Origin of the sequence: Streptomyces sp. NPDC046870, assembly GCF_040704595.1 — a bacterium.
Taxonomy (GTDB): domain Bacteria; phylum Actinomycetota; class Actinomycetes; order Streptomycetales; family Streptomycetaceae; genus Streptomyces; species Streptomyces argyrophylli.
In genome coordinates, this window is the sequence record NZ_JBEYXM010000002.1 from 232,068 (window position 1) to 252,285 (window position 20,218).

General features: G+C 72.8%; 20 protein-coding genes. 5 read left to right on the forward strand and 15 right to left on the reverse strand.

From position 1 onward, the window contains the following. Window positions 1–69: 69 nt before the first annotated feature. From AB0946_RS05530 to AB0946_RS05545, 4 genes are all read right to left on the reverse strand, one after another. Window positions 70–1,167 carry a PDZ domain-containing protein gene (locus AB0946_RS05530; protein WP_366759306.1) on the reverse strand — a complete coding sequence of 366 codons (1,098 nt, stop codon included), beginning with the start codon at window positions 1,165–1,167 and terminating at the stop codon, window positions 70–72. Between the two features lie 50 nt (window positions 1,168–1,217). Next, a complete protein-coding gene (locus tag AB0946_RS05535) occupies window positions 1,218–1,391 on the reverse strand; it encodes a hypothetical protein (RefSeq protein ID WP_171152993.1) in 174 nt (57 codons plus the stop codon). Between the two features lie 778 nt (window positions 1,392–2,169). Continuing rightward, on the reverse strand, window positions 2,170–2,631 hold the full coding sequence (locus AB0946_RS05540; RefSeq protein ID WP_366759307.1) for a molybdenum cofactor biosynthesis protein MoaE: 462 nt from the start codon (window positions 2,629–2,631) through the stop codon (window positions 2,170–2,172). A gap of 115 nt (window positions 2,632–2,746) precedes the next feature. Next, complete coding sequence (locus AB0946_RS05545; RefSeq protein WP_366759308.1) at window positions 2,747–3,859, reverse strand: SDR family oxidoreductase; 1,113 nt, start codon at window positions 3,857–3,859, stop codon at window positions 2,747–2,749. A 192-nt stretch (window positions 3,860–4,051) separates the two neighbouring features. On the opposite strand from AB0946_RS05545, the gene AB0946_RS05550 reads away from it, so the two are divergent. Beyond that, entirely contained in the window at window positions 4,052–5,518 is a 1,467-nt protein-coding gene (locus AB0946_RS05550) for a zinc-dependent metalloprotease (protein ID WP_366759309.1), read from the forward strand. Next, window positions 5,515–6,036, forward strand: a complete 522-nt coding sequence (locus AB0946_RS05555) for an NUDIX hydrolase (RefSeq protein WP_366759310.1) — start codon at window positions 5,515–5,517, stop codon at window positions 6,034–6,036. The genes AB0946_RS05550 and AB0946_RS05555 overlap by 4 nt, the downstream gene beginning before the upstream one ends. A gap of 49 nt (window positions 6,037–6,085) precedes the next feature. Here AB0946_RS05555 and AB0946_RS05560 read toward each other — a convergent pair whose 3' ends face one another. From AB0946_RS05560 to AB0946_RS05575, 4 genes are all read right to left on the reverse strand, one after another. Further along, on the reverse strand, window positions 6,086–6,841 hold the full coding sequence (locus AB0946_RS05560) for an AIM24 family protein (protein ID WP_171153004.1): 756 nt from the start codon (window positions 6,839–6,841) through the stop codon (window positions 6,086–6,088). A gap of 17 nt (window positions 6,842–6,858) precedes the next feature. Beyond that, window positions 6,859–7,539, reverse strand: a complete 681-nt coding sequence (locus tag AB0946_RS05565) for an AIM24 family protein (protein ID WP_366759311.1) — start codon at window positions 7,537–7,539, stop codon at window positions 6,859–6,861. An 11-nt stretch (window positions 7,540–7,550) separates the two neighbouring features. Continuing rightward, on the reverse strand, window positions 7,551–9,194 hold the full coding sequence (locus AB0946_RS05570) for a TerD family protein (protein ID WP_366759312.1): 1,644 nt from the start codon (window positions 9,192–9,194) through the stop codon (window positions 7,551–7,553). A gap of 194 nt (window positions 9,195–9,388) precedes the next feature. Continuing rightward, on the reverse strand, window positions 9,389–9,994 hold the full coding sequence (locus tag AB0946_RS05575) for a M48 family metallopeptidase (RefSeq protein ID WP_366759313.1): 606 nt from the start codon (window positions 9,992–9,994) through the stop codon (window positions 9,389–9,391). 231 nt (window positions 9,995–10,225) lie between these two features. Here AB0946_RS05575 and AB0946_RS05580 point away from each other — a divergent pair, with 231 nt between their 5' ends. Together AB0946_RS05580 and AB0946_RS05585 are read left to right on the forward strand one after the other, a co-directional pair. Beyond that, window positions 10,226–11,440 (forward strand): TOMM precursor leader peptide-binding protein, encoded by a 1,215-nt coding sequence (locus AB0946_RS05580; protein ID WP_366759314.1) that lies wholly within the window; start codon window positions 10,226–10,228, stop codon window positions 11,438–11,440. Beyond that, a complete protein-coding gene (locus AB0946_RS05585) occupies window positions 11,433–12,815 on the forward strand; it encodes an AarF/ABC1/UbiB kinase family protein (protein WP_366759315.1) in 1,383 nt (460 codons plus the stop codon). The genes AB0946_RS05580 and AB0946_RS05585 overlap by 8 nt, the downstream gene beginning before the upstream one ends. A 77-nt stretch (window positions 12,816–12,892) precedes the next feature. Here AB0946_RS05585 and AB0946_RS05590 read toward each other — a convergent pair whose 3' ends face one another. The 5 genes from AB0946_RS05590 to AB0946_RS05610 form a co-directional block, all read right to left on the reverse strand. Beyond that, entirely contained in the window at window positions 12,893–13,105 is a 213-nt protein-coding gene (locus AB0946_RS05590; protein WP_366752022.1) for a hypothetical protein, read from the reverse strand. Window positions 13,106–13,241: 136 nt separating this feature from the next. Then, window positions 13,242–13,565, reverse strand: coding sequence for a hypothetical protein (locus AB0946_RS05595; protein ID WP_366759316.1), 324 nt, complete (start codon window positions 13,563–13,565; stop codon window positions 13,242–13,244). Then, window positions 13,562–13,930 carry a WhiB family transcriptional regulator gene (locus AB0946_RS05600; protein WP_366759317.1) on the reverse strand — a complete coding sequence of 123 codons (369 nt, stop codon included), beginning with the start codon at window positions 13,928–13,930 and terminating at the stop codon, window positions 13,562–13,564. The genes AB0946_RS05595 and AB0946_RS05600 overlap by 4 nt, the downstream gene beginning before the upstream one ends. Window positions 13,931–14,104: 174 nt before the next feature. Continuing rightward, the gene (locus AB0946_RS05605) at window positions 14,105–14,428 is read right to left on the reverse strand and encodes a hypothetical protein (protein ID WP_366759318.1); all 324 of its coding nucleotides are present in this window, start codon (window positions 14,426–14,428) and stop codon (window positions 14,105–14,107) included. A gap of 166 nt (window positions 14,429–14,594) precedes the next feature. Continuing rightward, complete coding sequence (locus AB0946_RS05610) at window positions 14,595–16,904, reverse strand: ATP-dependent DNA helicase UvrD2 (protein WP_366759319.1); 2,310 nt, start codon at window positions 16,902–16,904, stop codon at window positions 14,595–14,597. A 443-nt stretch (window positions 16,905–17,347) separates the two neighbouring features. Here AB0946_RS05610 and AB0946_RS05615 point away from each other — a divergent pair, with 443 nt between their 5' ends. Next, a complete protein-coding gene (locus AB0946_RS05615; protein WP_103817699.1) occupies window positions 17,348–17,590 on the forward strand; it encodes a mycoredoxin in 243 nt (80 codons plus the stop codon). Window positions 17,591–17,654: 64 nt separating this feature from the next. Here the strand turns inward: AB0946_RS05615 and nudC are convergent, their stop codons facing one another. After that, entirely contained in the window at window positions 17,655–18,599 is a 945-nt protein-coding gene (gene nudC / locus AB0946_RS05620; protein WP_366759320.1) for an NAD(+) diphosphatase, read from the reverse strand. A 163-nt stretch (window positions 18,600–18,762) separates the two neighbouring features. Beyond that, entirely contained in the window at window positions 18,763–20,166 is a 1,404-nt protein-coding gene (locus AB0946_RS05625; RefSeq protein ID WP_366759321.1) for a dipeptidase, read from the reverse strand. Between the last annotated feature and the right edge of the window lie 52 nt (window positions 20,167–20,218).

Genomic DNA, 20,218 nt, shown 5'->3' on the forward strand with positions numbered 1-20,218 from the left:
CCCCCGGGTGCACGGCGGTGGGGGCGCCCCTGGTGGTCAGGGAGCGCCCCGGGCCGTGTCACGGCCCGTTCAGCCCTTGGTGGTGCACTTCGGCAGTGCGGCGGTGTCGCCGCTGCGGATGTCCTTCAGGGCGCCGAGGGCGTCGCCGATGGTCTTGACCTTGACCAGGGTGAGGCCGCCCGGGGTGTCCTTGGCGGCGGCCGCGCAGTTGTCGGCGGGGGTCAGGAAGTACTGGGCGCCGCGGTCGCGCGCGCCGACGGTCTTCATCTCGATGCCGCCGATCGGGCCGACCGTGCCGTTGTCGTCGATGGTGCCGGTGCCGGCGACGAACTTCCCGCCGGTGAGGCTGCCCGGGGTGAGCTTGTCGTAGATGCCGAGGGCGAACATCAGGCCGGCGCTGGGCCCGCCGACGTCGGCGAGCTTGATGTCGATGGTGAACGGGAAGGTGTGGTCGGTTCCGGCGGAGATGCCGACGACGGCCCGCTCGGCCCCGGTGTCGTGGGAGGTCGTCGTCGTGATGGTGACGTCCTGCGTCCTGGTCGCCGTCCGGTGCGCCTTCTCGGCGGCGGCCTGCTCCTTGGCGGGCACGACCGTGAAGACGACCTTCTGCCCCGGCCTGTGCCTGGTGACCAGCCTGGCGACGTCGGACGGCTGCTTGACCGCCGTTCCGTCGACGGCCTTGATCACGTCACCGGCGTGCAGCCTGCCCTCGGCCGGGGAGTCCTTGACGACCGTGGAGACGATCACCCAGGACCTCACCGGGACGCCCAGTTCCTTCAGGGCGGCGACCTTGGCGCTCTCCTGGGACTGGCTGAACTCCTCGGCGTTCTCCTGGGAGGACTGCTCCTCCGTCTTGCCGTCCGGGTACAGCGTGTCGTGCGGGACGATCTTGCTGTCGTGGGCGAGCCAGCCGTAGACGGCCTCGACCATGTTCATCCGGTAGTCGGCGCCGGTGACCCGGACGGTGGTCATGTTCAGATGGCCGTCCGTCGGATAGGTCTTGTGCCCCGAGATCTGCAGCACCGGCTCGCCGTCGTGCTCGCCGAGCGTGTTCACGGTCGGGCCGGGAGACATCTCCGCGTACGGCACGGGGATGAGGACTCCCGCGCACAGGAGCGCGATCAGCATCAGGGTCGAGGCGAGCATCGTCGCGGTGCGGCGTGGCATGCCACGACAGTACGGGACGCGACTGTCAGCGCACCGTCAGGGCACCCCCGTCAGGCGCCGCGCGCACCCGTGTGGGACTTCTCCATGGCCTCGCGGAACCGGGCGTATCCGTCCAGCTCAGGGCCGTCGCTCCGCGTCTTGCGGGTCCGATTGGCCCAGGTGCCCCACAGCCCGCCGCCGATCGCGGCCAGAAGCGGGATCAGCAACCAGACAAGCACCCCCATGCCGACCTCCCATACGCCACGAGCGTCCGCAAATGACTGATCAGCAGATTAACGGTCTGCACGGACAACGCTCACGCTAGGGTCCCGGTTACGCAACCGGAGGAAACCGTGTGCGGCGTGTGACGCCTTCGGGGGACCCGCGAAAGCCCAGACGGATCAGCGGCGAGGGCGGAAGCGTCCGCTCGGGGTGGGCGGGCGCCGGTCCGGGGTGGGGTCGCGGTCGGCGTGGGCGGGCGCTGGACTCGGGTGGGTCGGGGCTGGGTCGGCGCGCACCGGACGGGGGCTGCGGTCGCCGGGGCGTGGACGGGTGTCGCGCGGAGGAGGCCCCAGCGGGCGGATGACCGGGATGAGCGGTGCCGGGCCCGAACCGGGGGGCGCCGGAGCGCTCCGGGGCGGGAGTCAGCGGCCGCCGAGCCCGGAACGGCGTGCCGCCGTCCGGCACCGGCAGCAGCGGACTCGGGACATTCAGCGGGCGCCCGGGACGGGCCGGCGACGGGCCGGGAGCCGGCCGGGTGCCGGCCCGGATCAGCAGGCGGCCGTCCGGCACTGCCGGGCCCCGGCCGGGACAGCGGGAACCCGCGCCACAATCGCCTGACGGCCGGGCCTGGAGTCGGCAGACGGCCGGAGCGCGAGTCCGCGGACGCCGGCCCGGATCGGCGAGCCGCCATCCGGCACCAGGGGCCCCGGCCCCATCAGCGGACGACCCGTCCGGCGCCGACGGGCCCCGGTCGGAGCAAGCCGGCGTCCCTCGGCCGGGATCAGGTGGCGGTCGGCGCGGTCAGCAGGCGCCGACCCACTCCTCCGTGCCGTCCGAGAACTTCTGGTGCTTCCAGATGGGCACCTCGTGCTTGAGGTCGTCGATCAGCTTGCGGCAGGCGTCGAAGGCCTCCGCGCGGTGCGGGCAGGCCACGGCGACGACGACGGCGAGGTCCCCGATCCGCAGGTCCCCCACCCGGTGGACGGCGGCCAGCGCCCGCACGGGGTGGTCCGCGACGACCTTCTCGGCGACCCGCCGCATCTCGGCCTCGGCGCTCGGGTGGCAGGAGTACCCGAGCGCGTCCACGTCGGCACCCCCGTCGTGGTTCCGCACGGTCCCCACGAACAGCGCGACACCCCCGGCCGCGTCGTCCCCGACGGCCTGGAACACCTCGTCCACGGAGAGCGGGGTCTCCCGGATGCCGATCAGCCTGATGGGGTCCTGAGCCGCCTGCTCACCGGGGTGATCGTTCGTAAGCGCCATGCCCCCATCGTGCCCCACGGGTGTGACAACGCGGAATACGAGTTTTCGCAGGCACCCGCGCGGGCCGCTTGGAGGCTCCTACAGCGGAGCTTCCGCATCGGCTGCTTCCCGCACGTCAGACGCGCCGCCGGGCCTTCCGGGCGCGCCGTACCACGGCTGCCGCGCCCAGCAGGGCGACCGTCGCCCCCGCCGCACCCGCGGCCGTCGCGTCCTTGCGGCCCAGCCGCCGCCCGGCCACCGTGTGCCGGCCGGACACCTCCTCCAGCAGCTCGGCGAGGACCTCCTCGTTGGTCCACTTCGGCCGCCACCCCGCGTCGTGCAGCCGGCTGCCGCTGACCACCCAGGGGTACATCGTGTACGCGAGGTCCCCCGCCGGGGACGGGGTGAGCCCGATCCGGTGCAGCCGGGCCGCCGCGCCGAGCGCGACCGTCGAGGGCAGCTCCATCCGCCGGATGCCGCTCAGCTCCTCGACCTCCTCCTGCTCCAGCCACCCGTCGCAGCCGACGGCCAGTTCCCCGTCGACCTTCTCCAGCACGGCGTACTCCAGGGCGCTGCACAGGTCCTCGACGTGGCAGAACTGCCACGCGGGCCGCGACCCGGCCACGACCAGCAGCCGCGGCGACTCGAAGTACCTGGTCAGCGCGGTGTCCGTGCCGCCGACCAGGACGGCCGGCCGCACCACGGTGACGTTCAGGCCCGGGTGCGCGCGCGGGGCGCGCCGCGCCAGGCGTTCGATCTCCAGCAGGTCCCCGACGCCGGTCGCCTCGGCGGTGGCGCGCAGCTCGGCGTCCTCCGACAACGGCAGCTCGTTGTCGGGCAGCGCGCCGTAGACCATCGCGGAGGTGCACAGCACCACCCGGTGCACACCGGCCGCCGCGGCGGCGGTCAGGACGGTCTGTGTCCCCCGGACGTTGTAAGCGGTGCGTGCCGCCGGATCGGTCTCCAGGTCGAGGTCGAGCGCGAGGTGGACGACGACGTCGGCGCCCCGCAGCTTGTCCGCGATGGCGGGGTCGCGGACGTCGAGGATGTGCCACTGCGCGTCGGCGCACTCGCCTCGCCGTTCGTCGATGGCGAGGACCTGTCTGATCTCCTGGGACGCGGCGAGGCGCTCGGTGAGCAGGGCGCCGACCCCGGTGGCGGCGCCGGTCACCGCGACGACGGGCCCGCGCACGGCGGGAGAGGTTGAACGGTTTCGCGCTGCGCGAACCTGCGGATCTGGGGAACTCACCGGGCGTCTCCAGCGGTTGTCTTCAGTACGGGCGCGAGTGACGCGTACGTACCAGGTGCATCCATCCTGCCGCAGGCGTTCCGTGGGCGAAGCACCGAGGCCCGATCGGGTCGGGGTGTCTACGCTGGGTGGTGTTGTCGGGCAGCCGCGCCACCGGAGCGAAACCGGTGGCCTTACCAGCCGAGGATTCCCGTGAGTGACACCCCATTCGGTTTCGGCCTTCCGCCGGAGGAGCCGGAAGACGGCGACGAGGGCAAGAAGAAGGACCAGCAGAGCGGTGGTGGGCAGGGACCGGCCAATCCGTTCGGTTTCGGCGGCCTGCCCGGAGCCGGCGGCTTTGGCGGCCCCGGTGCCGACAACCCGCTCGCAGCCATGTTCGGTTCCCTGAACCCCACCGACCTGGGCGCCGCGTTCCAGCAGCTCGGCCAGATGCTCTCGTACGAGGGCGGCCCGGTGAACTGGGACATGGCCAAGCAGATCGCCCGCCAGACGGTCGCCCAGGGCACGTCGGACGGCACGAAGGACGCGAGCGTCGGCCCGTCCGAGCGCAGGGCGGTGGAGGAGGCCGTCCGCCTGGCCGACCTGTGGCTGGACGACGCGACGTCCCTGCCGTCGGGTTCCGGCTCGGCGGTGGCCTGGTCGCGCGCGGAGTGGGTCGAGGCGACCCTGCCCGCCTGGCAGGAGCTGGTCGACCCGGTCGCCGAGCGGGTCGGCGCGGCCATGAGCGACGTCCTGCCGGAGGAGATGCAGGCCATGGCGGGCCCGCTGATCGGCATGATGCGCTCGATGGGCGGCGCCATGTTCGGCACCCAGATCGGACAGGCCGTGGGCGTGCTCGCGGGCGAGGTCGTCGGCTCGACCGACATCGGCCTTCCGCTGGGCCCGGCCGGCAAGGCCGCGCTGCTCCCGGCCAACGTGGCGGCGTTCGGCAAGGACCTGGGCGTCCCGCAGGAGGAGGTGCGGCTGTACCTGGCGCTGCGCGAGGCCGCGCACCAGAGGCTGTTCGCGCACGTGCCGTGGCTGCGCTCGCACCTGTTCGGCGCGGTCGACGGCTACGCGCGCGGCATCAAGGTCGACACGGCGAAGCTGGAGGACGTGGTCGGCCAGTTCGACCCGCAGAACCCGGAGCAGTTGCAGGACGCGCTCCAGCAGGGCATGTTCCAGCCGGAGGACACGCCCGAGCAGAAGGCCGCCCTGGCCCGTCTGGAGACCGCTCTGGCGCTCGTGGAGGGCTGGGTGGACGCGGTGGTCCACGCCGCCGCGAAGCCGCGCCTGTCGTCCGCCGACGCCCTGCGCGAGACGCTGCGCCGGCGCCGCGCGACCGGTGGCCCGGCGGAGCAGACGTTCGCCACGCTGATCGGTCTGGAGCTGCGCCCGCGCCGGCTGCGCGACGCCTCCCGGCTGTGGGCCTCGCTCACGGACGCGCGCGGGGTCGACGGCAGGGACGGCCTGTGGGCCCACCCGGACATGCTGCCGACCGCGACCGACCTGGACGACCCGGACGGCTTCGTCCACCGCGAGCAGCTGGACTTCTCCGAGCTGGACAAGATGCTCGGCGAGGCGGCGGGCGGCCCCGCGGACAAGCCCGACCTGCGCAAGAAGGACGGCGAGAAGGACGAGGCCGGCGGCGACGGCGGCAAGGGCGACGACGCCGAGTGAGCCTGTACGACGAAGCGGTCCTCGTCCTGAAGGGGTACGAGGGCCAGGAAGAGCTGCGCCAGGCCTACCTGGACCATCTGGTCGCCCACCCGGACGGCCTGTGGAAGGCCTGCCACGCGGGTCATCTCACGGCCAGCGCCCTGGTGGTCGACCCGGAGCGCGGCCGGGTGCTGCTCACACTGCACCGGAAGCTGCGGATGTGGCTGCAGATGGGCGGCCACTGCGAACCGGGCGACCCGACGCTCGAGGCGGCCGCCCTGCGGGAGGCGACCGAGGAGTCCGGCATCGCCGGGCTGACGCTGCTTCCCGGTGGCCCGGTGCTGCTGGACCGGCATCCGATCCCGCCACCGTGCCGCTGGCACTTCGACGTCCAGTACGCGGTCCTGGCCCCGCCCGGCGCGGTGCACGGGATCAGCGACGAGTCGCTCGACCTGCGCTGGTACGCCTACGACGAGGTGGCGGGCGTGGCCGACGCGTCGGTCGTACGCCTGCTGGACGCCACGCGCGCCCGGCTCTGAGCGTGCGAGGGGTGGCCGCTCGGGCGGTCACCCCCTCGCCTCGCGCGGCTCAGCTCCAGACGTTGCCCTGGTTCTGCCCGCGCGCGCCCTGCTGCCCCATGCCGAACTGGGCGGCGAGGCCCTGCCCGATCACCGCGTTCTGCGGCGGCAGCAGTTCGCTGGGCTGGACCAGCGCGAAGCCGGTGCCCATGAAGCTCAGCTCCCAGCCCTCACCGGTGTTGCCGCGCCGTCGCCAGACGCCGGAGGAGTGCGTCTGGGCCTGCATCTGCACGCGCAGCCCGGTGGACCAGGCCACGATCGCGTCGGCGTCGCAGTTGACGTACCGGTCGGGGGTGACCTGCATCAGCAGCGGCGCCCCGGAGGTCATGAGGGCGACCCGGCCGCGGCCGGTGATGTTGAGCTGGTACTTCCCGGAGCCGGAGATCCCGTAGAGGCTGTCGACGGCGACGACCTCGTGGTGCAGCGAGGAGTCCATGGCGAGGACGTAGGAACTGTCGACGGTCAGCCCGTCCTGCTCGACGTCCATGATGTGCACGTGCTGGGCGAGGTTGGCGAGGTAGACGGTGCCCTGCCCGTGACAGCGCATCAGGTCCAGGCCCTCGCCGGTGTACGCACGCGCGCGTGCCTGGCCGTTGCTGCGGTACTCGGCGTCGAACTCGACCAGGCCCTGGTAGGCGACCATGGTGCCCTTGCGGGCGAGCAGGTCGTCGTGGCCCTCCAGGGTGACCCGGAGCATCTGCGGGTTCTGCAGGCTCCAGCGCTCCTGCGTCTGGACGTCGTTGTGTGCGAAAAGCGGGCTCTGCATGGTGTTCTGGCTCCCCCTCAGCCCCGGAACCGGAGGCGGTCGGTGCTGTCCTCGCTGGGCTGGACGACGACGATGCCCTGGCCGGAGAAGGCCATCTGGTAGGCCTCGCCGCTGCCCCGGCCGATCAGCGACTGGGCCTTGAAGCTGCGCTTGCCCTTCACCTTCAGGTTCGGCGACCAGGCGACGAGCGCGTCCGGGTCGACGTACGTCTCGTCCTCGCCGCCGCCGCAGTCCACGACGATCGGCTTGCCCCGGGAGGTCAGCGCGACCCAGCCCTGCCCGGAGATCCTCGTGTTCCACAGGCCCTGGCCGGCGAACTTCGCGAGTCCCTTCACACGCTCCACGCCCCAGGTCAGGTGCGCGTCGAAGGCGAGGAGATTGCTGGCGTTGACGGAGATGCCGTCGCCGTCGAGGTTGATCACGACGACGTCGGCGCCGTAGTCGGCGAGGTAGAGCAGGCCGTCGCCGGAGCACTTCATCAGCGGGGCGCCCTCGCCGGTGACCCAGTCGCGGGCGATCTGGCGGACGGCGGGCGGGTTCGGCTCGTACTGGATGAAGCCTTCGTAGGCGACCATCGACCCCACGCGCGCGAGAAGGTCGTTCCCGGTCTGGAGGGCGACCTTCAGCATGTGGTTGCCGTGGTTCTCCATGCGGGCGGTGACGGGTGCGGGGGCGAAGCCCGCGAGCGGCTGGTTCATGACGGGCTCCTTCAGACCTCGTAGGGCTGGACGACGATGAAGTTGCCGGGCGCGCCCCGGAACTGGAGGTTGACGCTCTCGCCGGTGTCGCCCGGGTAGGCGTTGCGGCGCATGCGGACCTGGCTGGAGACGATCACCTGGGAGGCGGCCGACCAGGCGACGACGGCGTTGCAGTCGGCGAAGGTGGTCGGCGTGACCGGCAGCACCACGGGTGTGCCGTGCGTCTTGACGACGATCGTGCCGGTGCCCTGGAACTGCATGGTGAACAGCGCGCCGCCGGGGATGCCGTGGCCCTCGATGCGACGGACCTCGTACTGGAGGCTCTCGTCGAAGGCGAGGACGTTCTCGGCGGACACGCAGATCGCGTCGCCCTGGAGCTCCACGGGGTGCAGGTGGGTGGAGTTCTCGGCGAGGAACACCTGGCCCTGGCCGGTGCAGCGCATCAGCTGCATCTCCTGGCCGGTGGCGTTGCCGACGATCCGTCCGGCGAACCCGGCGCCCTTGTAGCTGAAGTCGACCTTGCCCTGGTAGAGCACCATGCTGCCCTGCTTGGCCAGCACGGGCTGGCCGCCGATGCCGAGGTCGACGCGGATCAGCTTCTTGTTCTGCTGGGTCCAGCGCTGCCCGGTCGGAGTCTCCTTGAACGCCTGGAGCGCGGCCGTCACCCCGGCACCGCCCTGGGGCGCGTTCTGCGGCACTTGGTACGCCGCGGGCTGCCGGCCGGGGACCTGTCCGTAGCCCGGTGGCATGGGCGGGGTGGGCTGACCGCCGTAGGGTGCGGGCTGCTGGCCGTAGCCGGGGGGCAGCGGCGCGTCGGGCCGGCCACCGTACGACGGCTGCTGCGGCGGCTGGCCGTAGGGCGCGGGTGCGGGGGCCGGCGGCGGGACGGTGCCGGCTCCGGGCGGGGTCAGGGGCGCGACGACCGTCGGCGCGGCGTGCACGTTCGGGCCGGGCGCCGGGACCGGGGGCGGGGTGTGGCCGGGCGGCGGGGCGAACCCCTGCGGGGCCGGCGCGGGCGCGGGGGCCGGGGCGCCGAACGCGGGTGGGGGCGTGCTCTGGGCGGGCGGGGCGAAGCCGGGTGCCGCGCCGGCCTGCGGCTGCGGCTGCTGCGGGGCGGCGGGCTCCTCCTCCAGCACCTCGCCGCCGAAGTTCTTCAGCAGCGCCTCCAGACCGCCGTCGAACCCCTGTCCGACGGCGGCGAACCGCCACCCGTCCTTGAAGTAGAGGTCACCGAGCATCACGGCCCGCTCGGTGGAGAACTCCGCGCCGCTGAAGGAGTACCGCGCGACCTCCTCGCCGCCCGCCACGATGCGCAGGTATCCGGGAGCGATCTGGGACATCTGTCCGGCGCCGTCGACGGTCGCCGTGAAGGACAGCTTGCGGATGTGCGAGGGGATCCGGTCGAGCGTGACCCGGAACGACTCCGTGTCACCCGCCTGGGCGCCCAGCAGCTGGAGGGACTCCTCCGGGGACTTCGGCTGGTTGAAGAAGACGAAGTACCGGTCGTCCGAGAGACGCTCGTCGGCGTCCAGACCGAAGCAGCTGATGTCGAAGGTCAGTCCTGGGCCGGAGATCTGCACGCCTACGTACAGATCCGTGCCCGCGGTGAGGTCACTGATCCTGGCCTTGTGGCCGCGTTGGAATTCCCTGGCCATGCGTTACGACCGTCCCCCATCCCGAATGTGAGTGCGTCGCGCCAGGCTAACGGCAAAGACCGGCGGCGACCCCCGAGGGTGCTGGTCGGTACAGACCCGGTACACAACCGCACCCGGCCGCCCACACGGACGGCACCCGGCGCGCGGGACGGCTCCCGCTCACCCCGGCAGGACGCCGGACGCCCGGAGTCCGCTCAGGTCTCCTCCTCGTCATGCGCACCCGGCACGTGCGGCAGCCGGGCGGCGGCGGCCACCCCTTCGAGGTAGCCGCGGGCCCGCTCCGTGCGCGGGTAGGCCTCCAGCAGCCGCCAGAAGTCGGCACCGTGACCGGGGACCAGCAGATGCGCCAGCTCGTGGCAGAGCACGTAGTCGACGACGTACTCCGGCATCCCCTGCAACCGGTGCGACAGCCTGATGCTGCCCTCGGCCGGGGTGCACGAACCCCAGCGGGTGTTCTGGTTGGTGACCCAGCGCACGGAGGCGGGCCGGGCCCGGCCGTCGAAGTACTGGGCGGACAGCCGCTCGGCACGCTCGGCCAGCGCGGCGTCGCCCAGCACCCGCTTGCTCTCCTGGGCGGCGAGCTTGTCGAGCATGAGGGTGACCCAGCGCTGCTCCTCCGCCTTCGACATCCGGGCGGGGATCAGCACGACGGTGCGGTCGCCCTCGCGGTACGCGGAGACGGTCCGGCGGCGCCGGGCGCTCCTGCGGACCTCGATCGCGCTCGTCCCCGAGCCTCGGGGCGGCTGGCTCGTCGTGCTGCGCTGTGGTTCACCTGCGCGGTGCAGTGGGTCGGCGGGCACGCCCCGACGTTACCCGCTGGACCGGGGCGAAGTCCCGGCCCGGGGACGGGTCACTCCGGATCCCCCACCGTGCGTTTGATTCGTACGACCGATCCACCCATCCTTTTTGCACCACTTCCCCCGCCCCATTGATAGGAAGAACACCCCCAGCCTGTGGATAACTCACGGCATACCGGCCACGACCCGGGCATGCTGGCGCAGACACGCACTCACGGACACGGGGGACCACTCATGCATCCGGTGGTGAAGCCCGCGCTGCGGCGCGGCTGGCGCGACCGCAACACCGTGCAGTTCGGGATGACCCCGGCGCACGCCCTGACCCTGGGCCCGGTCGCCACGGCGACCGGCAGCTTCCTGGACCTGCTCGACGGCACCCGCGGACTGCCGCTGCTGCGCGAGGAGGGCCGCCGGGCGGGCGTCCCGGCCCACCACGTCGACGCGCTGGTGGAGCGGCTGGCCCGCGCGGGCCTCCTCGACGACACGCGCGGCGGCGGACCGGCCGCCGACGCGCTGCGGGAGAAGACGAGCGTCCTCGAACGGCTGCGCCCCGACCTCGCCTCGCTGTCCCTCCTCACACCCGAGCCGGGCGGCGCGCTCGCCCGGCTCGCGGCCCGGCGCGCCCTGCACGTCCGCGTGCGCGGCGCGGGCCGGGTCGGCGCCCTGCTCGCATCGGTGCTCTCGGGCGCCGGCGTCGGCGAGGTCGACGTGTGCGACGTGGGCCGGGTGGAGCCGTGGGACCTGGCACCGGGCGGACTGACCGACGAGTCGCTGGGCGACCGCAGGGACACCGCTGCCCGGGCCGCCGTCCGCCGCGCCGCACCGGACCGTCCACCACGCCACGCCCACTCCCCGGGCTCGGGCGCCGAGGAGCCCGGCCTCTCCCTGGTGATCTTCGCGCCCCGCGACGAGGTCGCCGTGCACGCCCCGGACCCGTTCACCGCCGAACCGCTCATGGCCACCGGCACCCCACATCTCTACGCCGGGGTCGTGGAGGGCACGGGTGTCGTCGGCCCGCTCGTCCTGCCCGGCGAGTCGGGCTGCGCCGGCTGCCTGGACCGGGACCGCACGGACCGCGACCCGGCCTGGCCCCGTCTGGTCACCCAGTGGCGGTCCGGAAGGGGCCGCCGGGCCGGGGCCTGCGACCTGACACTGGCCACGGCGGTGGCCGGTCTCGCCGCGGCGCACGCCCTGGCCTTCCTCGACGGGTGCTCACCGTCCGCCGCGGGTACCCGCTGGGAGGTGTCCCTGCCCGGTCTGGACTGGCGCGCCCGGCCGGTCCGGCCGCATCCGGAATGCGACTGCGGGGCGGCCGGGAGAGAGAAACGGCAGCACTCCGCAACCGATGGCGGGACGCGCGCGACAATGGCGGTGCGACGGCCGTCGACGAAGCGGCGACGCGAAGCAGGCGCGGCACGGCCGACTGGCACCTGGAGGGCCCATGTCTGATCTTCCCCGGAAGGCGGTCACCCGTACCGCCAAGCTCGCCGCGCTCCCGCTCGGCTTCGCCGGCCGGGCCACCTGGGGGCTGGGCAAGCGGATCGTGGGCGAGTCCGCGGAGATCGTCGGCCGTGAGCTGCAACAGCGCACGGCGGAGCAACTGTTCAAGGTGCTCGGCGAGCTGAAGGGCGGCGCGATGAAGTTCGGGCAGGCCCTGTCCGTCTTCGAGTCGGCGCTGCCGGAGGAGATCGCCGGTCCCTACCGCGCGGCCCTGACCAAGCTCCAGGAGGCCGCCCCGCCGATGCCGACCCGCACCGTGCACGCGGTGCTCCAGGAACGGCTCGGGCCGGACTGGCGCGACCTCTTCGAGGAGTTCGAGGACAAGCCGGCCGCCGCGGCCTCCATCGGCCAGGTGCACCGGGCGGTGTGGCACGACGGCCGTGAGGTGGCGGTCAAGGTGCAGTACCCGGGCGCGGGCGAGGCGCTCCTCTCCGACCTCGGTCAACTGAGCCGGTTCGCCCGGCTGCTGGGTCCGCTCATCCCGGGCATGGACATCAAACCGCTGATCGCGGAGCTGAGGGACCGCGTATCGGAGGAGCTGGACTACGGGCTGGAGGCCCAGGCGCAGAGCGCCCACGCGGAGGAGTTCGCGGACGACCCGGACGTGGTCGTCCCGGCGGTGGTGCACCAGTGCGAGCAGGTGCTGGTGACCGAGTGGATCGACGGCGTCCCGCTGTCCGAGGTCATCGCGGACGGCACCCAGGAGCAGCGCGACCGGGCCGGCCAGCTCCTGGCCCGCTTCCTCTTCTCCGGTCCGGCCCGCACCGGCCTGCTGCACGCCGACCCCCATCCGGGGAACTTCCGTCTGCTGCCCGGCGGCCCGGGCGGTCCGGACGACTGGCGCCTGGGAGTGCTGGACTTCGGTACCGTCGACCGGCTCCCGGGCGGCCTGCCGACCCCGATCGGCGTCTCGCTGCGGATGACGCTGGACGGCGAGGCGGAGATGGTCTACGAGCTGCTGTGCGCCGAGGGCTTCGTGAAGGAGACCGTGGAGCTGGACCCGGACGCGGTCCTCGACTACCTGCTGCCGATCATCGAGCCAGCCCGCGTGGAGACGTTCACCTTCACCCGCTCCTGGATGCGCGGCCAGGCCGCCCGCATCGCCGACCCCCGCTCCCCCGCCTACCAGCTCGGCAAACAGCTCAACCTGCCGCCGGCCTATCTGCTGATACACCGGGTGACCCTCAGCACGATCGGAGTGCTGTGCCAACTCGGCGCCAGCGTACGCCTCCGCGAGGAACTGGAGGAATGGCTCCCGGGCTTCGCCGCCGACGCGCCCGAGGACACCGGCACCGAGGACGGGGAGTCGGCGGAGGGGGCGTAGTCGGCGTGCCCTGAGTTCTGAGGGGGGTGGGGGTGGGGGGAGGGGGCGGGGGGGGAGGCCCCCCAGGAGAAGGAATCTCACCACCAGGCCGAGTCCAGCCGCCCCTCGATCGCCCGGAGGTTCTCCCGGGAGCAGGCGTCGCAGAAGTACTGGCGGGCGCCGTTCTCCACCGAGCAGGTCCAGGTGACCGGCTGGGGGCCGTCGGCGGGGGTGCCGCAGCGGGCGCACACCAGGCGGTGGCGTTCCGCGGTGGAGCCGCCCTGATCACTTCCGCCGGGAAGACTCGTCACCCGGTGACGATAACCCCGTGACCGGTGGATCGTCGTGCGCAACGCACAGCGGGGGCCGGTCCGTTCGGCCGGACCGGCCCCCGCGGGAGGCTTCGCCTCCCTGCTCCGGGAGGCCACCGCTGCTCAGGTGTGTTCGTTACTGCATGACGGCCATGGCGAGCGCGCGGCGGGCGCGCAGCGAGGCGCGCTCGGCTCGCCGCTGCATCCGCTGCGCGACCGCCAGGCGGACGGCCCGGCGTTCCTGCGCGGCGTCATGGAGTCGCTCGTGCATATGGGCACGAGCCAGGGCTTCTTGCATGAGTTGCATCTCACGGTTCCTGTTCTGGCGCGCTTCGGTCGCGCCGGTGGTGGTGAAGTCTGAGGTCGCGGAGCCGGCGGGCTCGCTGGTGGACGGCTTCATCGGGGCCTGCTTCTTGGGGTCGTGCGTGAGGGGGCGGTCGATCGTTCCTGCGGTGTTCATGCCGTGACCGGGTTCTTCCGCGGGCGGCCACGGGGACGCTTCCGGGCGACGACGACGCCCTGGACGAACAGCTCGCCACCCCAGACGCCCCAGGGCTCGCGCCGCTCCTTGGCGCCGGCGAGGCAGGCGTCCATCAGCGGACAGGTGCGGCAGAGGGACTTGGCGTACTCCACGTCCGCCGGCGACTCGGCGAAGAAGACCTCCGGGTCGTAGGAGCGGCAGGGGACGGGTACGCCGAGGTTCTCGATGGCGTCGTCGAGCGCGGTGAGCGCGGTGAGGGGGGTCAAGGTGGAGTCCTCCGTGAGGCCGGGCGGGGGAATGGTTTGCGAAGGCGGTACGGACGGGGCGTGCGCTTCGAGTTGCACGGGTGGTCTTCCTCGTCTGGTCGTTCCGGCCGGTTGACCGGGTGTCGGCTGGGTACCGGGTTCTCTTCCTGTCCCGAGGCCCCTTCGCTCCGTCGTCCCCGTTCGGGGAAAACAGAAGGGCCGCGGATCCCGGATGGGGTTCCGCGGCCCTGAAGGCGCCGGCCTGATCGGCGATCAGGCTGGATCACTCCAGGGTTCTGGCCCACGGAAGGCCCACATCAGGTGGTGCTGCGTCGTCTGCTTCCGGAATCCGGCACCGGCCGCCGCAAAGGCATAGGCGTGCGCCTGTGCCGCTACCGCTTCCAGTGCCTTGGTCGGTCGCTCATTGCGCTCACGGATGGGAAGACCCGCGAGGGCAAGGGAGGACGCCGGGCGCACGGCACGGATGCCGGACAGACCGGTGCCCTGGTTCGAGGCGCCGAGCATGCACGTGGAGACGGCCGAGCGATCGGTCAGTTTGGCCGTGCTGACGGTGGTGCTGATGTTGATGCTGATCACTGGACTCGCCTCCTCTCGGCGTCTCGAGGGACCGGGGTGAACCGGTCCCGTTCGGATATGCAAGTACATCACGGAACCCGGGCCTCGGAGAAGGCCGCTGCTTCCGTGCGTAGAACCTATGGGGATTCGCGGGGCGTGCGCAAACTATTTTTTCGACGAGTTGGCATCAGTTGCCGCCGTCGTCTCCAACGGGTTCTTGACCTGCGCATATGGCCAGAACGTCGGCTCCGTAGCTGCGCAGCTTGCGGTTGAGGACGCCGGGGATGCGGGCGAGTTCGGCGGGGCTCTGCGGGCACGCCTCCGCGATGGCCATCAGCGTCCGGTCGGTGAAGACGCAGAAGTGCGGCTGGCCGCTGCGCCCGGCCTGTACCGCGCGCCATTCGCGGAGCCGCTCGTAGAGACCCTCGTCCATGTCCGAGGGGCAGTCCTCGCAGCGCATCAGTTTCATCTCGCCCGCGTCGGTGAGGGTGCGGCCGCAGACCCGGCAGCGGGCGGGGGTGCGCTGGGTGCGCCGGGGGGTGACGGTGGCGCTCGCCGGGGTGCCGCGTTCGACGCCCGCGCCCGTGCCGGCGCCGGTGTGGCCGACGGTGGGGGTGGTGCCGGGGCGCAGGCCGTCGAGGAAGCGGCTCGGCCGCCGGTTGGGGCGTCCGCCGGGTGAGCGGGACAGGGCCCAGGACAGATGGAGTCGTTCCCGGGCGCGGGTCACGCCGACGTACAGCAGGCGGCGTTCCTCCTCGATCTGCTCGTCGGTGCGGGCGTAGGTGATGGGCAGCATGCCCTCGGCGATGCCGACCAGGAAGACGACGTCCCACTCCAGGCCCTTGGCGGCGTGCAGGGAGGCCAGGGTGACGCCCTGGACGGTGGGGGCGTGCTGGGCGTTGGTCCGTTCGTCCAGTTCCGCCACGAAGTCGGCGAGGGTGACTCCGGGTCTGGCAGCGGCGAGGTCGTGGGCGAGGTTGACCAGGGCGGCCAGGGATTCCCAGCGCTCCCTGACGGCGCCGGAGCCGGCCGGGGGTTCGCTGGTCCAGCCCTCGCCGGACAGGACGGCGCGCACCTGGGAGGGCAGGTCGACGGCGTCGTCGAGGAGGGAGTCGTTGCCGCCGAAGCGGGCCGCGCCGCGCAGGGCGATGCTGGCCTTGCGGACCTCCGGCCGGTCGAAGAAGCGCTCGGCGCCGCGCAGCTGGTAGGGCACGCCGGCGTCGGCGAGCGCCTGCTCGTAGGTCTCGGACTGGGAGTTGGTGCGGAACAGGACGGCGATCTCGGCGGCCGGGACGCCCGCGTTGATCAGCTCGCGGATGCGGCGGGCTGCGCCTTCGGCCTCGGCCGGTTCGTCGGTGTACTCGGTGTAGACGGGTTCGGGCCCCGGGGGGCGCTGGGAGACGAGTTCCAGCCGGTGGCCGGCGGCGCGGCCCCGGGCGTGGGCGAGCAGGCCGTTGGCGAGGTGGACGACCTGGGGGCTGGAGCGGTAGTCGCGGACCAGTTTGACGACGGTCGCGCCGGGGTGGCGGGCGCGGAAGTCGAGGAGGTGGTCGGGTGTTGCTCCCGTGAACGAGTAGATGGTCTGGCTGGCGTCACCGACGACGCACAGGTTGTCGCGGTCGCCGAGCCACAGGTCCAGCAGCCGCTGCTGCAGGGGGCTGACGTCCTGGTACTCGTCCACGACGAAGTGCTGGTACTGCGCGCGGACCTGTTCGGCGATGTCCTGCCGGTCCTGGAGGATGGCGACGGTGAGCAGCAGGACGTCCTCGAAGTCGATGACGGCGCGGTCGCGCTTGAGGTCCTCGTAGGCGGCGTAGAGATGGGTGATCTCCGCCGGGTCGCGGGGGGCCTCTCGGCCAGCCTTCGCAGCCGCGTACGGATAGTCGGCGGGGACGGTCTGGGTGACCTTGGACCATTCGATCTCGGCGGTCACGTCCCGCAGCTCGTTGCGGTCGAGCCGGGTGCCGAGGGCGGCGGCCGCGTCGGCGACGAGCTGGATCTTGCGGTCGACGAGCCGGGGCATGGAGCCGCCGATCGCTTTCGGCCAGAAGTACTGGAGCTGGCGCAGGGCGGCGGAGTGGAAGGTGCGGGCCTGGACGCCCTGGGCGCCGAGCTGGCGCAGCCGGCCGCGCATCTCTCCGGCGGCGCGGTTGGTGAAGGTGACGGCGAGCACGCTGGACGGCTGGAGGACGCCGGCGCGTACCCCGTAGGCGATGCGGTGGGTGATCGCCCGGGTCTTGCCGGTGCCCGCTCCGGCCAGCACGCACACCGGACCGTGCAGGGAGGTGGCCACCTCGCGCTGCTCGGGGTCGAGCCCTTCGAGCACCGCGTCGGCCCCGCTCGGCGGAGCCGCGTGGGCGGAGGCGCCGGTGCCCTGCGGGAAAAGGGTGGAATGCGCTGCTGCTGTCACACCGCCATGCTGCCAGGTCGCCCGGGACGGCTGTGCCGGTTGTCCACAGGCTGGGGCTCGTAGTCGTACTAATGCGGCAGGCGTCACAGCCGGGAGCGGGTGCCGGGCCCTGCGGGCAGGATGGCCGGGAACCGGGGCCCGGCCGCGCCTGGCCGGCGGGGCGGTCGCAGGGGAAGGGGCGGGGCGGACGGGCGTGACTGACAGGGCGGTCGCAGGGGACTGGCAGGGCGGAGGCACCAGACCGGAGGCTCCGGCGCGTGAGACCCGCCACCCGGTCACCCGGGACGGGCGAGCCGGTCGCGCGGAACGGCGGAACCGCCGCACGAGACGGGCGGCCCCCTCACGGGTGACCGGCGGGCCGATCGCACGAGACCGGCGGCCCTGTCGCCCAGGACCGGCGGCCCCGTCACCCGGGACGGGCGGCCCCGTGGCCCAGGACTGGCGAGCCGGTCGCTCGGGAATGGCGGGGCGGTGGCTTACGTTCTCCTCAGCGCACGATCTATCCGAGCTGCCTGAGGAGCGCGAGAGACATGCAGGGCACTGTGACGATGTACAGCACGACTTGGTGCGGCTACTGCCGGCGGCTGAAGAGCCAGCTGGACCGGGAGGGCATCGCCTACACCGAGGTCAACATCGAGCAGGACCCCGAGTCCGCCGCCTTCGTGGAGAAGGCGAACGGCGGGAACCAGACCGTCCCCACCGTGCTCTTCGCGGACGGCTCCACGCTGACGAACCCGTCGCTGGCCCAGGTCAAGCAGAAGCTCGCCGCCTGAGTCCGAGTGCGCCGAACGGCGGCTCCCGAGTCCACAACCGGCTCGGGGGCCGCCGTTCGCCGTCTCAGACGAAGCTGCGGGTCGGCAGGGGCTTGCCGTACCACATCTCGATCAGGCGGGCCGCGATGGAGATGCCGTAGGGCGGCAGCACCTCGCCGGCCTCGAAGGCCGCGTGCAGCTCCTCGCGGGAGAACCAGCGGGCCTCGTGGATCTCGTCCCCGTCGACGTCGATCTCGGTGGAGGTGGCGCGGGCCATGAAGCCGAGCATCAGGCTGGACGGGAAGGGCCAGGGCTGGCTGGCGACGTACTCGACCGGGCCGACGGTGACGCCGACCTCCTCGGACACCTCGCGGCGCACCGCCTGCTCGATGGACTCGCCGGGCTCCACGAAACCGGCGAGCGTCGAGAAGCGGCCTTCGGGCCAGTGGACCTGGCGGCCGAGCAGGATGCGGTCGTCCTCGTCGGTCACGGCCATGATCACGGCGGGGTCGGTGCGCGGGTAGTGCTCGGCGCCGCAGGCGGGGCAGCGGCGGATGTGGCCGGCCGCGGCGATGACCGTGCGCTCGCCGCAGCGGGAGCAGAAGCGGTGGGTGCGCTGCCAGTTCTCCAGCCCGACCGCGTGCACCATGAGCCCGACGTCGCGCGGCGACAGCAGCAGGCCGGCCTCGCGCAGCCCCGCCGGGCGCGCGGACTGGTCGATGCGGCCGGGCAGCGCGTCCTTCTGGAGCGCGAAGTAGCTGACACCGTCGTCGTCGATGCCGAGGAAGTAGCGGTGCGCCTCGGTGAGCGGGGCCTCGAAGGACGGCGTCATGACGAGTTCGGTCCGGCCGTCCGGGGTCTCGTCGATGAGCACCTGGCCGCCGGACACCACGAAACAGCGGGTCGTGGGGTGGCTCCACGCCGCCGCGAGCCAGGCCTCGTCCAGCCGGTGGTGGGCGGCGCGGTCGATGCCGCTCGGGGCGGTCAGTGAGATGGGTCGGTCGGCTGTGTGGTCGGTCCAGGTGGTCACGGGTGCTTCCAACTCCCCCAGTGCGGCGGTTCTTTCGGCGGGCGGTTCGGCGGGACGTAGGGCGGGAGGGCACCGGGCCGGGCGGGGCCGGGGCGGCGGGTCGGTCGGGGCGGTCCTTCCAGTGTGCCCCCCGCGCGGTGCCCCGCCGTACGGCGCCGGCCGGTCAGGGTGCGGTGCGCCAGTTCCGGGCCAGGTCACCCCACAGGTAGGCGCTGGTCTCGACGCCCTTGAGCAGGAGGTCGAGCTCGACCTTCTCGTTGGGTGCGTGCCAGCCGTCGGAGGGGACGGAGATGCCCAGGAAGAGCACGGGGGCGCCGAGGACTTCCTGGAGGTCGGCGGCGGGTCCGGAGCCGCCCTCCCGGGTGAAGCGGACGGGCTCCTGGAAGGCGCGGCCCATGGCGCGGGCCACGGACCGCAGCGCGGGGTGGTCGAGCGGGGTCAGGCAGGGGCGTGTGGCGGAGCCGAACTCGATCTCGTGCCGGATCCCGGTGGGCACCTGTTCGGCGGCCCAGGCGCGGACGGCCTTCTCGATGTGGTCGGGGTCCTGGCCGGCGACCAGCCGGAAGGACAGCTTCACCATGGCCGTGGCGGGGATGATCGTCTTGCTGCCGGGGCCCTGGTAGCCGCTGCCCATGCCGTTTACCTCGACGGTGGGGCGGGCCCAGATGCGTTCCAGGGTCGAATAGCCGGCTTCGCCGTGGAGGGCGGAGGACTTGGCGGTGCGTAGCCAGCGCTCCTCGTCGAAGGGCAGCTCGGCGAAGAGTTCGCGCTCGCGGTCGGTCAGCTCGACGATGCCGTCGTAGAAGCCGGGGATCGCCACGCGCGCGTGCTCGTCGTGGAGGGCGGCGACCAGGCGGGCGGCGGCGGTGGCCGGGTTGGGCACGGCGCCGCCGAAGGAGCCGGAGTGGATGTCCTGGCCGGGGCCGTACAGCCGGATCTCGCACTCGGCGAGGCCGCGCATGCCGGTGCACACGGTCGGGGTGTCCTCGGACCACATGCCGGTGTCGGAGACGATCACGGCGTCGGCGGCGAGGCGCCCCGCGCGCTGTTCCACCAGGGTCCGGAAGTGCGGGGAGCCGGATTCCTCCTCGCCCTCGATCAGCAGTTTGAGGTTGGCGGCCGGCGCGGTGCGGCCGGTCGCGGCGAGGTGGGCGCGGACGCCGAGGGTGTGGAAGAACACCTGGCCCTTGTCGTCGGCCGCCCCGCGCGCGTAGAGGCGGTTGTCCCGGACGACCGGTTCGAAGGGGTCGCTGTCCCAGCCGTCCTCGCGGGCGGCGGGCTGCACGTCGTGGTGGCCGTAGACCAGGACCGTGGGTGCCTCGGGGTCGCCGGAGGGCCATTCGGCGAAGACGGCGGGGGCCCCGGGGGTCTGCCAGACCTCGGCGGTCGGGAAGCCGGTGTCCGTCAGCTTGGCGGCGAGCCAGTCCGCGCTGTGCCGTACGTCGGGGGCGTGCTCGGGCTGGGCCGACACGGAGGGGATGCGCAGCCATGCGGCGAGGTCGTCGAGGAAGGCGGCGCGGTGCTGCTCGATGTACGTGCGGACGGCGCTGTCCGGGGTCTGGCTCATGCTTCCGAGCCTATCCGCCCGCGGCGGCGTCCTCGGCGGGCGGTTCGTCACA

Bases quoted from the DNA above. Each gene is read 5' to 3' on its own strand.
- AB0946_RS05540 (WP_366759307.1), bottom strand. From the start codon at position 2,631: ATGGCGCTTACGAACGATCACCCCGGTGAGCAGGCGGCTCAGGACCCC.
- AB0946_RS05530 (WP_366759306.1), bottom strand. From the start codon at position 1,167: ATGCCACGCCGCACCGCGACGATGCTCGCCTCGACCCTGATGCTGATC.
- AB0946_RS05595 (WP_366759316.1), bottom strand. From the start codon at position 13,565: ATGAACACCGCAGGAACGATCGACCGCCCCCTCACGCACGACCCCAAG.
- AB0946_RS05625 (WP_366759321.1), bottom strand. From the start codon at position 20,166: ATGAGCCAGACCCCGGACAGCGCCGTCCGCACGTACATCGAGCAGCAC.
- AB0946_RS05565 (WP_366759311.1), bottom strand. From the start codon at position 7,539: ATGAACCAGCCGCTCGCGGGCTTCGCCCCCGCACCCGTCACCGCCCGC.
- AB0946_RS05535 (WP_171152993.1), bottom strand. From the start codon at position 1,391: ATGGGGGTGCTTGTCTGGTTGCTGATCCCGCTTCTGGCCGCGATCGGC.
- AB0946_RS05585 (WP_366759315.1), top strand. From the start codon at position 11,433: ATGTCTGATCTTCCCCGGAAGGCGGTCACCCGTACCGCCAAGCTCGCC.
- AB0946_RS05560 (WP_171153004.1), bottom strand. From the start codon at position 6,841: ATGCAGAGCCCGCTTTTCGCACACAACGACGTCCAGACGCAGGAGCGC.
- AB0946_RS05615 (WP_103817699.1), top strand. From the start codon at position 17,348: ATGCAGGGCACTGTGACGATGTACAGCACGACTTGGTGCGGCTACTGC.
- AB0946_RS05580 (WP_366759314.1), top strand. From the start codon at position 10,226: ATGCATCCGGTGGTGAAGCCCGCGCTGCGGCGCGGCTGGCGCGACCGC.
- AB0946_RS05570 (WP_366759312.1), bottom strand. From the start codon at position 9,194: ATGGCCAGGGAATTCCAACGCGGCCACAAGGCCAGGATCAGTGACCTC.